This is a genomic window from Ramlibacter sp. G4-7 (genome assembly GCF_057784995.1).
In genome coordinates, this window is sequence record NZ_JBYNTT010000030.1 from 22,115 (window position 1) to 33,316 (window position 11,202).

Consider the following 11,202-nt stretch of genomic DNA (forward strand, 5'->3'; position numbering starts at 1 on the left):
GATTAACTGTTTGGTGAATTATGGGGCGATGGCCCGAGACCCCAGCCCCGCCGGCGAAGAACGAACGCGCGACGCGGATCGCTCGCAGAGCACGATCCTAGCAGCGGCCCGCGACGAATTCGCCGAGCACGGCCTCGGGGGCGCACGCGTGGACCGCATCGCCGAGCGCGCCGGCCTGAACAAGCGCCTCCTCTACTACTACTTCGCCGACAAGGAGCAGCTGTTCGAGGCGGTGCTGGAGCAGGTCTACCGCGACATCCGCGACGAGGAGCGCAAGCTGCGCCTCACCGAGCTGGAGCCCGCCACCGCCGTGCGCCGCCTGATCGAGTTCACCTGGGACTACTACCTGCAGCACCCGGAATTCATCACGCTGCTGAACAGCGCCAACCTGCACAAGGCGCGGCACCTGAGCGAGTCCAAGCGGGCGCGCGAGCTGAACTCGCCGGTGATCGAGACGCTCGCGACCGTGCTGGAACGCGGGCGCAAGGAAGGGTCCTTCCGCGGCGGCGTCGACCCGGTGCAGCTGTACGTGTCGATCGCCGGCCTGGCCTACTTCTACCTCTCCAACAGCCACACCCTGGCGGCCATCTTCGGGCGCGACCTGCTCGCGCCCAAGGCCCGCGCCGAACGCCTGTCGCACATGACGGACGTGATCCTGGGCTACCTCCTGAACGCCTGAATCCCTGCCGGCGGCGGGGGCTTGCCACGGGCGACGCGCTGCTTATAATTCACCAACTAGTGAATTAACAAGCCAGGAGTCAGCCTTGCCCTTCAGCCGACGTTCCCTCACCCTCACCCTCGCCGCGCTCGTCGCAGCGGCACCGCTGGGCGCCTTCGCGCAAGCGGGCTATCCCAGCAAGCCGATCCGGGTGATCGTGCCCTTCGCCGCGGGCAGCACCACGGACATCATCGCGCGCGCCATCGCGGACAAGATGGGCCAGAGCATGGGCCAGCAGCTCATCGTGGAGAACAAGGGCGGTGCCAGCGGCACCATCGGGCAGGCCCAGGTGGCCACGGCCGCCCCGGACGGCTACACCCTCATGGTCCACTCCTCGTCGCACACGGTCAGCCCGCACACCTTCGCCAAGCTGCCTTTCGACACGGTGGCGGACTTCGTGCCGATCACGCCGATCTCCTCCACGCCCAACGTGCTGGTGATCTCGCCGGCCAAGAACATCCGGACGCTGAAGGACCTGCTGGCTGCCGCGCGCGCCAAGCCGGGCAGCATGAACTTCGCCTCGGCCGGCCAGGGCAGCGCCACGCACCTGAACGCCGAGAAATTCAAGCTGGCCGCGAAGATCGATGCGCAGAACATCCCGTTCAAGGGCTCGGCCGAGGCCGTCACGGAAGTGGTCGCCGGCCGCGTCGACTACTACTTCTCGCCGATCGCGCCGGTGATCGGCCAGATCCGCAACGGCCAGCTGGTGCCGCTCGCCGTCGGTTCGCCCAAGCGCGCCGCCGCCCTGCCCGAGGTCCCCACCACGGCGGAAGCCGGCGTGCCCGGCTCCGAATTCAATTTCTGGATCGGCATGTTCGCTCCGGCGAAGACGCCCGCGGCGATCGTGAACCGGCTGCAGGACGAGGTGGAGAAGGCGCTCGCCACGCCGGAGGTCAAGGAGCGCTTCGCGGCGCTGGGCGCCGACGCCTGGACGCTGGAGCCGGCGCAGTTCGACGCCTACGTGCGTGAAGAGATCAAGACCAACGCCGCGCTGGTGAAGGCCGCCGGCCTCGAAGTCCACAAGTGATTTTTCCCGCGTCGAGCGGCCAGCGCCCGACGCGTTTCCTGCCCAACGCCCAACCCCCAACCAAGGAACCGGCGCCACCGCCGGCGTGAAAACATGGCCACCCAACGTCTCGGAATCATCATGCACGGCGTCACCGGACGCATGGGCATGAACCAGCACCTGATCCGCTCCATCGTCGCCATCCGCAACCAGGGCGGCGTGACGCTGGCCAACGGCGACAAGGTGATGCCGGACCCGATCCTGATCGGCCGCAACGCCGAGAAGATCGAGGCCCTGGCCAGGGCGCACAACATCGCGCGCTGGGGCACCGACCTGGACGCGGCGCTGGCCAACCCCGAGGACACGGTCTTCTTCGACGCCGGCACGACGCAGATGCGGCCCAAGCTGCTGGCCAAGGCGCTGCGCGCCCGCAAGCACGTGTACTGCGAAAAGCCCATCGCCACCACACTGGGCGAGGCCGTCGAGATCGCCAAGGTCGCCGAGAAGTCCGGGATGAAGCACGGCGCGGTGCAGGACAAGCTGTTCCTGCCCGGGCTGCGCAAGCTGGACATGCTGCGCCGCGCCGGCTTCTTCGGCCGCATGCTGTCGCTGCGCCTGGAGTTCGGCTACTGGGTGTTCGAGGGCGACCTGCAGCCCATCCAGCGCCCCAGCTGGAACTACCGCGCGGAAGACGGCGGCGGGATGATCCTGGACATGATGTGCCACTGGCGCTACGTGCTGGACAACCTGTTCGGCGAGGTCAAGTCCATCTCCTGCCTCGGTGCCACCCACATCCCGCAGCGCTGGGACGAAGAAGGCAAGCCGTACCAGGCCACCGCCGACGATGCGGCCTACGCCATCGCCGAACTCGTCGGCCACAACGGCGAGCCGGTGATCGCCCAGCTGAACATGTCCTGGGCCACCCGCGTCAACCGCGAGGACCTGGTGACCTTCCACGTCGACGGCACGCACGGCTCCGCGGTCGCCACGCTGACCGGCTGCAAGGCCCAGAGCCGCGTCAACACGCCGCGGCCCGTGTGGAACCCGGACGTGAAGAACACCATGGACTTCGGCGCGCAGTGGCAGGAAGTGCCCGACACGGAGTTCTACGACAACGGCTTCAAGATCCAGTGGGAGGCCTTCATCCGCCACGTGGTCGAAGACACGCCGTACAAGTGGACGCTGCCCGAAGGCGCCAAGGGCGTGCAGCTGGTGGAAGCCGCGCTGCAAAGCTGGAAGGAACGCCGCTTCGTCGACGTGCCGGCGCTGAAGTTCTGAGGACGCACGCCATGGCCCTGTCGCTCCAACTGCCCACGCCCGCGGGCAAGCTCGAAACGTACACGCTGCGCGGCACCGCGCCGGTGAAGCCGGCGGCCGGCGTGAAGTTCAACCGCATCGCCTACTCCGCCGCGCACGTCGTGGCCGACCCGCTGGCCGCGGTCGATCCCTGGCTGCAGGCCGCCGTCGACTGGGACGCCACGATCGCCTACCGCCGGCACCTCTGGTCGCTCGGCCTGGGCGTGGCGGAGGCGATGGACACCGCCCAGCGCGGCATGGGCCTGGACTGGCCCACCTCGCTGGAACTGATCCGCCGCTCGCTCGACGCGGCGCGCGACGTGCCCGGCGCGATCGTCGCCTCGGGCTGCGGCACCGATCACCTGGCACCGGAAAGCGCGACCAGCGTGGACGACGTGATCCGCGCCTACGAGGAGCAGATGGCCGCCATCGAAAAGCTCGGTGGCAGGCTGATCGTCATGGCCAGCCGGGCGCTGGCCCGCGTGGCCAGGGGACCAGCCGACTACGAGAAGGTCTACGGCCGCATCCTCTCGCAGGCGAAGCAGCCGGTGGTGCTGCACTGGCTGGGCGACATGTTCGACCCGGCGCTGGCCGGTTACTGGGGCACCCAGGACGTCGAGGCCGCGATGGACACGGCGCTGGGCATCATCGCCGCGCACGCCGCCAAGGTGGACGGCATCAAGATCTCCCTCCTGGACAAGGACAAGGAGATCGCGATGCGCCGGCGCCTGCCCGCGGGCGTGCGCATGTACACGGGCGACGACTTCAACTACGCCGAACTGATCGCGGGCGACGGGTACGGAAGCACCCCCAACCAGGGCAAGAGCGACGCCCTGCTGGGCATCTTCGATGCGATCGCGCCGGCTGCGAGCGCCGCATTGGGCGAACTGGCGCAGGGCAACCTCGAGCGCTTCCACGCCATCCTGGGCCCCACCGTCCCGCTCTCGCGCCACATCTTCCAGGCACCCACGCGCTTCTACAAGACCGGCGTCGTGTTCATGGCCTGGCTCAATGGCCACCAGAAGCACTTCACCATGGTCGGCGGGCAGCAGAGCACGCGCAGCCTGCCCCACTTCGCCGAACTGTTCCGGCTGGCCGACGCGGCCAACCTGCTGGAGCAGCCCGAGCTGGCGGTGCAGCGCATGAAGACGCTCGCAGCGCTGCACGGCATCGCCTGATCCGCACGACCCGAGGAGACCCGCCATGTTCAAGACCGTCCTCAAGCTCGCGCTCGCCGCCTGCCTGGCCGCCGCCAGCGCCGCTGTCCTCGCCCAGGCCTGGCCGGCGCGCCCGGTGAAGATGATCATTCCCTTCCCGCCCGGCGGCACGCTGGACGCGGTGGGGCGGCAGCTGGCGCAGAAGCTGGGCGAGCAGCTGGGCCAGCCCTTCGTGGTCGAGAACCGTCCGGGCGGCAACGGCACCATAGGCGCCGACGCCGTCGCCAAGGCGCCGGCCGATGGCTACACGCTGCTGTTCAACGCCTCCACCTTCGTCAGCGCCCCCATGACGATGAAGTCCGTGCCCTATGCCGTGGTGAAGGACTTCCAGCCGATCGCGCTGGTGGCCAAGGCGCCGCTGTCGGTGGCCATCAACAAGAACCTGCCGGTCACCGACATCAAGTCGCTGCTGGCCTATGCCAAGTCGCATCCCGGCAAGATGACCTTCGCCGTGGGCTCGATCGGCTCCGCCGGCCACCTCTCGACCGAGCTTCTCAAGCGCAGCGGCAACATCGAGTACATGATCGTTCCGTACAAGGGCACCGCGCCGGCCTTCCAGGACCTGATCGGCGGCCAGATCGACGGCTTCATCGATCCCATCCTCGGTTCGCTGCAGTACCACAAGGGCGGGCTGCTGCGCGTGATCGCGGTGACGTCCGGCAGCCGTGCGCCCAACCTGCCGGAAGTGCCGACGGTGGCCGAGACCCTCCCCGGCTTCGAGTTCTACAGCTGGTACGGCCTGTGGGGTCCGGCCAGGCTGCCGGCGGAGGTCACGCAGCGCCTCAACACCGAAGTGAACAAGGCGCTGGCCGGCGACATGAAGGACAAGCTGGCGCAGCAAGGCCTGCTGCTCACGCCGGGCTCGGTGGAAGACTTCGCGAAGTTCCAGTCGTCCGACATGGCGCGGATGCAGAAGATCATCACCGAGGGCAACATCCGTGTCGAATGAGGGCCGCCGCGTCCTCGTGACCGGCAGCAGTTCGGGCATCGGCCTGGCCGTCGCCCGCCAGTTGCTGGACGAGGGCTGGCAGGTCCTGGGCTTCGACATCGCGGCGCCGGCGCTCGGACACGCGCGTTTCGCCGGCGTCGCGCTGGACCTGGGCGACGCCGCGGCGCTGGCCCCGGCGCTCGCAGCCGCCGGCCCGCTGCAGGCGGTGGTGCATGCCGCCGGCATCCTGCGCCCCGCCCCGCTGGGGCAGCTCGACGCGGGACAAGGCGAGGCCATGTGGCGGCTGCACGTGCAGGCCGCCACGCAGATCGCCGATGTCCTGCTACCGGCCATGGCGCGCGCCGGCCACGGCCGCATGGTGCTGGTGGGAAGCCGCGTCGCCCATGGGGTGGCGGGCCGCAGCCAGTACGCCGCGACCAAGGCGGCGCTGGTATCGCTCGCCCGCAGCTGGGCCGCCGAGGTCGTCACGCAAGGCGTCACCGTCAACGTGGTCTCGCCGGCCGCCACCCAGACCGCCATGCTCAGTGACCCGGCCCGCCAGGGCACGCCTTCGCGCGTCCCGCCCATCGGCCGCCTGATCCAGCCGCAGGAAGTGGCCTCGCTGGTGGCCTACCTGCTGTCGCCGGCCGCCGCGGCGATCACGGGCCAGGAAATCCAGATCTGCGGCGGCAGCTCCCTGACGCCGTGAGCATGGACAAGCAAGCCGTCGGCCTGGTCGGCCTGGGCCTGGTGGGGCAGGCGCTGGCGCAGCGCCTGCTGGCCGCTGGCTTCGCGGTGCATGGTTTCGACCTGCGCGAGGAGCCGCGCGCCGCGCTGCGAGCAGCCGGCGGCACGCCGCACGACTCGGTCAGTGCCGTCGGTGCCCGCTGTTCCTGCGTGCTGCTGGCCGTGTTCGACACGCAAGACGTGCTGTCGGTGCTGGAGCAGCCTGCGGGCCTGCTGGCCGCAGGCCATCGCGTGCAGGCCGTCATCGACTGCTCCACCGGCACGCCCGAAGCCTTGCAGGCCCTGGCCGCACGGCTGCGCGAGCGCGGCATCGCGTTCATCGAAGGGCCGCTGTCCGGCTCCAGCCAGCAGATCGCCGCCGGCGAAGCGACGCAGTTGCTGGGAGGCGAGGCCGATGCCATCGCCCGCTGGGCGCCGGTGCTCGATGCCCTGGCGGGCCAGCGCGTGCACGTGGGCGCGGCCGGCATGGCTGCCAAGGCCAAGCTCGCCACCAACCTCGTGCTGGGCCTCAACCGCGCGGCGCTGGCCGAAGGCATGGCCTTCGCCGAGAGCCTGGGCATCGCGCCGGACGCCTTCCTGTCCCTGGTACTCGCGACACCGGCCCGCTCGGCCGCCGCCGAAGCCAAGGGCGCCATGATGGTCAGCGGCCGGTTCGAGCCCCAATCGCGCATCCGCCAGCACCTGAAGGACGTGCTGCTGATGCTGGAAGCCGGGCAGGCCGCCGGCCAGCCCCTGCCCCTGTCACAAACCCATGCGCGCCTGATGCGCGACGCCATCGCCGCCGGCGACGGCGACCTGGACAACGCGGCGATCATCCGCCAATGGCGGCGCGACCGCAGCCCTTCTTCCTGAACCCACCATGCGCGACTTTTCCCAAGACCATCGCTGGCTGTCGATCAACACCGCCACCATCCGCAAGAGCCGCGGCGTCGACCTGCCGCTGCCCGACATCATCGAAGCCTGCGTGCGCCGCGGCATCCGCGCGATCTCGCCCTGGCGCGACCAGGTCCACGCCGCCGGCCTGGCCAAGGTCTCGCAACTGGTGCGCACGCACGGGCTGGAGCTCTCCGGTTATTGCCGTGGCGGCATGTTCCCCGCCGCCGATGCAGCCGGCCTGCAGGCCGCGCGCGACGACAACCGCCGCGCCGTGGACGAGGCGGCCGAACTGCGCGCACCCTGCCTGGTGCTGGTGGTGGGTGGCCTGCCCGGCGCCCTGCAGGGCAAGGCGGCCCACAAGGACATCGCCCTGGCGCGCACGCAGGTGCGCGACGGCATCGCCGACCTGCTGGAGTACGCGAGGAAGGCGCGCATGCCGCTCGCGATCGAGCCGCTGCACCCGATGTACGCAGCCGACCGCGCGTGCGTGAACACCCTGGAGCAGGCGCTGGACATCTGCGACGCGCTGGATCCGCAGCGCTCCGGAGCGCTGGGCGTGGCCGTCGACATCTACCACACCTGGTGGGACCCCAAGCTGCAGCAGCAGATCGCGCGCGCCGGCCAGGACCGGCTGCTCGCGTTCCACGTGTGCGACTGGCTCACGCCGACGACCGACCTGCTCAACGACCGCGGGATGATGGGCGACGGCGTCATCGACATCCCGCGCATCCGCGGCTGGGTCGAAGCGCAGGGCTTCGCCGGCCACAGCGAGGTGGAGATCTTCTCGACGGGAAACTGGTGGCAGCGCCCCCACGAGGAGACGCTGGACACCTGCATCGCGCGGCACACGACGGTCGTCTAGCGACCGTCGCCTGCGCGCTTACTGCACCGGCTGCAGGCCGGGGCGCTTGTCGCCGGTGGCGGTCTTGGCCGGGCCGGCACCTGCCTCGATCTCGCCGGTGAGCTGGCCGCCCTCTTCGATCACGACCTTGCCGTAGCGCACCTTGCCGGTGACCTTGCCGGTCGAATAGATCACGAGCTTCTGGCGCACGGTGAGGTTGCCCTCGAACAGGCCGCGGATCTCGGCGACGTCGATCTCGGCGGAGCCCTTGAAGGCGCCACGCTCGGAGATCTGGATCACGCGCGAGTCCATCGTCGCTTCCACGGAGCCTTCCACCACCAGCGTGTCGCAGTCGGTGATCTCCACGCCCTTGAGCTTGATGTTCGGTCCGACGGTCAGCTTGCTCTCGCCTTCCTTCGCCGGCATGGAGGTGGCAGCCGGGGCCGGCTGCTGCTGCGGCGCGGCGGCCACCGGCGCCTGGCCTGCGGCGGCGGCGGCATTGGGGCTCATCCCGGGACGGGGATAGCCCTCTTCACGCTTGTTGTTGCTGTTGAAGAAGGGAGACTGCAGGGCCATGGAATGCTTACCTCTGGGAGTGACAACGAAGAGCTGCGATCGTAGGCAGCGAATCCATTACATGTTCACCCGAGGGAGCAAGAAGGGTAACCAATGGCGTTGTCGAGCAGAGACGTAGCCCCAAGGTCCCACGCCCCGTGGCAAGACAGCGCTTGCATACCGTCGCGCCTGCCTTCACGATGGCAGCAGAGGACGGGACTGCGATGAAGTACGGATGGAGAACGGTCTTCGCCGCCGCGGCACTGCTGGCGGCCTCGGTGGCGGTCGCCGGCGACAGCCGCGACGAGGAACACTTCGACGCCAGCGCCGCCAACCTGCTGGTCGTCCTGCGCGAAAGCCCGGGCGCCAACAAGCTCGACGAGGGGCTCACGCCCTTCGGCAAGATCAGCGCCCGCGCCGCCGACGGCCGCGAGTTCGAATTCGAGGCCAGCTGGTTCCAGTACCTGGGCGACATGCACCTGCGCCTCGTCTTCGACGGCCAGCGCCGAGTGCAGAGCGCCATGCCCGACGACCTGGAACGCCTGCGCCTGTCGCCGCAGCAGGCGCTGGACCGGGCCGTCGACAACCTGCGCGAGCGCTATGGCGTCCCCCTGGCCGAGCCATGGACCGGCGGGCTCATGCAGGTGCACGGCAACGCGCCGGAACTCGATAGCAGCTACTTCCTGGACCGCGGCTTCTGGCTGGACCAGCTGCGCGACTCGCCCGCCGGCATCGTCGCCGCCGTGCCGGACCGCGGCGGCCTGGTGTTCGCCCGGGCCGACGACGAGGCGGCCATCGCCACCCTGCGCTTCAGCGCGGCCGCGCTCTATGCCAGCAGCGACGCGACGCGCATCTCCTCGGGGCTCTACCTGTTCCGGGACGGGCGCTGGTCCGTCTACCAGCCGCCGCACAAGGTCGCTTCGGAATGATCAGGCGGGCGCCGCCAGGCGTCCTGCCACCCGGAAGCCGGCTTCGGCCGGCGTCAGCACCACCATCTCCGCCGTGCCCGGCGACACGCCGGTGAGCGCGTAGACGGTGGACCCGTGCGTGACCATGAAGGTGTTGCCGGCCGGCGGCGGGCGCACCAGGCGCCGCAGCGCTTCGACCTGCGCCGCCTCCGCGTCGCGCCGGCCGAACAGGTTGCCGAGCGCCGGCTGCGCACGGCCTTCCTGCCCGAACACCAGCCGTGCGGTGTCCCGGCAGCGGCACCACGGACTCGTGAGCACCTCGCCCACGGGCACGCGGTGCGCGCGCAAGGCGGCCCCCAGGCGTTGCGCTTCCCGCCGCCCGGCCTCGCTCAGGTTGCGCTGGCTGCTGCACTCGTCCAGGCGGAAGCCGGGCGGGTCGCCGACGCCGGGATCGGTGACGGCGTGCCGCAGCAGCACCACCTGCCCGCCGGCGCGCAGCAGCTGCCACAGCGCCTCGTCGTTCGCACGCACGGCGGGCGCCAGGAGCGCCGCGCCCGCGCCTGCCAGCAGGATGCTTCGGCGGTTCATGGCAGCACGCAGGGGCACGGCATTCCGGCGGCCTGGGGCCGGCCTCAGAAGGGGACGCTGTAGCGGTAGCCGCGGAAACGCAGCACCGCGGTCCGCTGCCGGATGTGCTCCAGCACGACGCCGGGCGCGACCTCGGCCCCCTCGTTCACGATCTGCCCCGCGACGATCAGCATGCGCTGGGCGGCATTCTCGGAGTGCACGCCGCCCGTGATCGCCAGCTTGGGCAACTGGCCTTGCACGTCCGCCGGCAGTTCGGCGACGTTGTAGACGCGGTCAGCGGCCGGGGCCGCGGCCGCGGAGGGAGCGGCAGCCGTGGCCGGCGACTCCGGCACAACCGGCACGGGCATGCGTGCGGTGGCCGCAGCGACCGCTTGGGGACTGCGGACCACGGGCGCGGCCGCGAGCGCAGGCGGTGCTGCTGCCGGTGCAGGCGCCGCTGCCGGCATCGGCGTGGCGCGCGGCGGCTGCACCGTCACAGGGGGCGGGGGCGGCATCACGGCCGCCGCGACCGGCACGACCGCGGGCCTGGAAAGCACAGGGGGCGGCATCGCAGGCTCCGCCGGCGCCGGGAGGGCGACGGGGGCAGGTGCCGCGACGACCACCGGAGCAGGCGCAGGACGCGGCCAGAACGCCAGGGCCGCGGCGAGCACCAGCGCCAGTGCGGCTGCGCCGCCGACCCAGGCCGGCACGCGGCTGCGCGCCTGCACCGCAGCACCGGCGGCCGGCTGGGCATGGATGCCACGGGCCGGATCGCGCTCCCGCTCGGCATCGGCGCGGCGCAAGGCATCGAGGATGTAGGACATGCGCGGGACTCAGGGTTGGCTGCGCAGCCGCGGTTCGTCGACGGCGGCGGCACGGTTCAATTGCATGAAGGTGAGCGGACCGGGCCGGCCGTCCGCCGGCAGGCCTTGCGCCACCTGGAAGGCACGCACGTCCTGGCGCAGCCTGGCGTCCAGCTTCGCGGGGCTCGCCGGCGCGGACGCGCCCTGGGCGGCGGCCAGGTGGGTCGCGACCCAGTCGATCTCCGGTCCCGCCTTGCCGTCGGCCGGCGTCTCGCGGAAGCCCTCCGGCGCCCGCCACAGCGTGGCGAAGTCGCCGTGCCAGCGCTGGCCCAGCGCCGAGAGCGTCACCGTCTGTTGCGTGCCGCCGGCCTGCAGGGTGGCCGATTGCTCGGTCAGGCCCACCAGCAGCGCGTACGACGGCCGGCCGGTCTCCGCGTCCAGCGTGACGACGCCGGGCCGCCCGAGCTGGCGGATGAGGGCGAGGCTCAGGTTCTTCTCGAAGCAGTGCACCTGCTCGCGTGCGAAGGCGGCGCAGGGATTGCCGTTGCCCTCCGGCGGCGCCAGCTTCCAGGCGGCGGCCAGCTCGCGCCAGGCCGCGTTGGCATCGCGGTGGAGCATGGGCGGACGCGCCGGTTCCGTCACCGCCACGCGCAGGGGCGCCGCGGGCGCGACTGGCACCACCGGCACCGGGGGCAGCGCCGCCGCGGTCGCCGGGGGCTTCGCCGCCGGTGCGGTGGGCG

The 11,202-nt window shown here is 71.0% G+C and carries 13 protein-coding genes; 9 read left to right on the forward strand and 4 right to left on the reverse strand.

All coding sequences use genetic code 11. The annotated features are described in order from the left end of the window. Positions 1-28: 28 nt before the first annotated feature. The 8 genes from AC3EGR_RS24800 (at position 29) to AC3EGR_RS24835 (ending at position 7,650) form a co-directional block, all read left to right on the forward strand. On the forward strand, positions 29-679 hold the full coding sequence (locus AC3EGR_RS24800; protein WP_488549203.1) for a TetR/AcrR family transcriptional regulator: 651 nt from the start codon (positions 29-31) through the stop codon (positions 677-679). Between the two features lie 85 nt (positions 680-764). Beyond that, positions 765-1,745 carry a tripartite tricarboxylate transporter substrate binding protein gene (locus AC3EGR_RS24805; RefSeq protein WP_488549204.1) on the forward strand — a complete coding sequence of 327 codons (981 nt, stop codon included), beginning with the start codon at positions 765-767 and terminating at the stop codon, positions 1,743-1,745. Positions 1,746-1,838: 93 nt separating this feature from the next. After that, positions 1,839-3,002: a Gfo/Idh/MocA family protein gene (locus AC3EGR_RS24810; protein ID WP_488549205.1), complete on the forward strand. Its 1,164-nt coding sequence runs from the start codon at positions 1,839-1,841 to the stop codon at positions 3,000-3,002. Positions 3,003-3,013: 11 nt separating this feature from the next. Then, positions 3,014-4,198 carry a dihydrodipicolinate synthase family protein gene (locus AC3EGR_RS24815; protein WP_488549206.1) on the forward strand — a complete coding sequence of 395 codons (1,185 nt, stop codon included), beginning with the start codon at positions 3,014-3,016 and terminating at the stop codon, positions 4,196-4,198. A 25-nt stretch (positions 4,199-4,223) separates the two neighbouring features. Next, the gene (locus AC3EGR_RS24820) at positions 4,224-5,186 is read left to right on the forward strand and encodes a Bug family tripartite tricarboxylate transporter substrate binding protein (protein WP_488549207.1); all 963 of its coding nucleotides are present in this window, start codon (positions 4,224-4,226) and stop codon (positions 5,184-5,186) included. Further along, entirely contained in the window at positions 5,176-5,874 is a 699-nt protein-coding gene (locus AC3EGR_RS24825) for an SDR family NAD(P)-dependent oxidoreductase (protein ID WP_488549208.1), read from the forward strand. Before AC3EGR_RS24820 ends, AC3EGR_RS24825 begins: the two co-directional genes overlap by 11 nt. A 2-nt stretch (positions 5,875-5,876) precedes the next feature. Next, positions 5,877-6,764: an NAD(P)-dependent oxidoreductase gene (locus AC3EGR_RS24830; RefSeq protein ID WP_488549209.1), complete on the forward strand. Its 888-nt coding sequence runs from the start codon at positions 5,877-5,879 to the stop codon at positions 6,762-6,764. A 7-nt stretch (positions 6,765-6,771) separates the two neighbouring features. Beyond that, positions 6,772-7,650, forward strand: a complete 879-nt coding sequence (locus AC3EGR_RS24835) for a sugar phosphate isomerase/epimerase family protein (protein ID WP_488549210.1) — start codon at positions 6,772-6,774, stop codon at positions 7,648-7,650. Positions 7,651-7,668: 18 nt separating this feature from the next. Here the strand turns inward: AC3EGR_RS24835 and AC3EGR_RS24840 are convergent, their stop codons facing one another. Beyond that, positions 7,669-8,205, reverse strand: a complete 537-nt coding sequence (locus tag AC3EGR_RS24840) for a bactofilin family protein (protein WP_488549211.1) — start codon at positions 8,203-8,205, stop codon at positions 7,669-7,671. 203 nt (positions 8,206-8,408) lie between these two features. Here AC3EGR_RS24840 and AC3EGR_RS24845 point away from each other — a divergent pair, with 203 nt between their 5' ends. After that, positions 8,409-9,113 (forward strand): hypothetical protein, encoded by a 705-nt coding sequence (locus AC3EGR_RS24845; RefSeq protein ID WP_488549212.1) that lies wholly within the window; start codon positions 8,409-8,411, stop codon positions 9,111-9,113. Here AC3EGR_RS24845 and AC3EGR_RS24850 read toward each other — a convergent pair whose 3' ends face one another. The 3 genes from AC3EGR_RS24850 to AC3EGR_RS24860 form a co-directional block, all read right to left on the reverse strand. Then, a complete protein-coding gene (locus tag AC3EGR_RS24850) occupies positions 9,114-9,680 on the reverse strand; it encodes a histidine phosphatase family protein (protein WP_488549213.1) in 567 nt (188 codons plus the stop codon). 44 nt (positions 9,681-9,724) lie between these two features. Beyond that, positions 9,725-10,483, reverse strand: coding sequence for a general secretion pathway protein GspB (locus AC3EGR_RS24855; RefSeq protein WP_488549214.1), 759 nt, complete (start codon positions 10,481-10,483; stop codon positions 9,725-9,727). 9 nt (positions 10,484-10,492) lie between these two features. Then, on the reverse strand, positions 10,493-11,202 hold a 710-nt coding region (locus AC3EGR_RS24860), incomplete at its 5' end, for a peptidoglycan-binding domain-containing protein (protein ID WP_488549215.1).

What these genes read in the sequence shown, in the direction of transcription:
- AC3EGR_RS24830 (WP_488549209.1), top strand. Translation starts at nt 5,877, where the DNA reads ATGGACAAGCAAGCCGTCGGCCTGGTCGGCCTGGGCCTGGTGGGGCAG.
- AC3EGR_RS24835 (WP_488549210.1), top strand. Translation starts at nt 6,772, where the DNA reads ATGCGCGACTTTTCCCAAGACCATCGCTGGCTGTCGATCAACACCGCC.
- AC3EGR_RS24850 (WP_488549213.1), bottom strand. Translation starts at nt 9,680, where the DNA reads ATGAACCGCCGAAGCATCCTGCTGGCAGGCGCGGGCGCGGCGCTCCTG.
- AC3EGR_RS24815 (WP_488549206.1), top strand. Translation starts at nt 3,014, where the DNA reads ATGGCCCTGTCGCTCCAACTGCCCACGCCCGCGGGCAAGCTCGAAACG.
- AC3EGR_RS24810 (WP_488549205.1), top strand. Translation starts at nt 1,839, where the DNA reads ATGGCCACCCAACGTCTCGGAATCATCATGCACGGCGTCACCGGACGC.
- AC3EGR_RS24845 (WP_488549212.1), top strand. Translation starts at nt 8,409, where the DNA reads ATGAAGTACGGATGGAGAACGGTCTTCGCCGCCGCGGCACTGCTGGCG.
- AC3EGR_RS24800 (WP_488549203.1), top strand. Translation starts at nt 29, where the DNA reads ATGGCCCGAGACCCCAGCCCCGCCGGCGAAGAACGAACGCGCGACGCG.
- AC3EGR_RS24840 (WP_488549211.1), bottom strand. Translation starts at nt 8,205, where the DNA reads ATGGCCCTGCAGTCTCCCTTCTTCAACAGCAACAACAAGCGTGAAGAG.
- AC3EGR_RS24855 (WP_488549214.1), bottom strand. Translation starts at nt 10,483, where the DNA reads ATGTCCTACATCCTCGATGCCTTGCGCCGCGCCGATGCCGAGCGGGAG.
- AC3EGR_RS24820 (WP_488549207.1), top strand. Translation starts at nt 4,224, where the DNA reads ATGTTCAAGACCGTCCTCAAGCTCGCGCTCGCCGCCTGCCTGGCCGCC.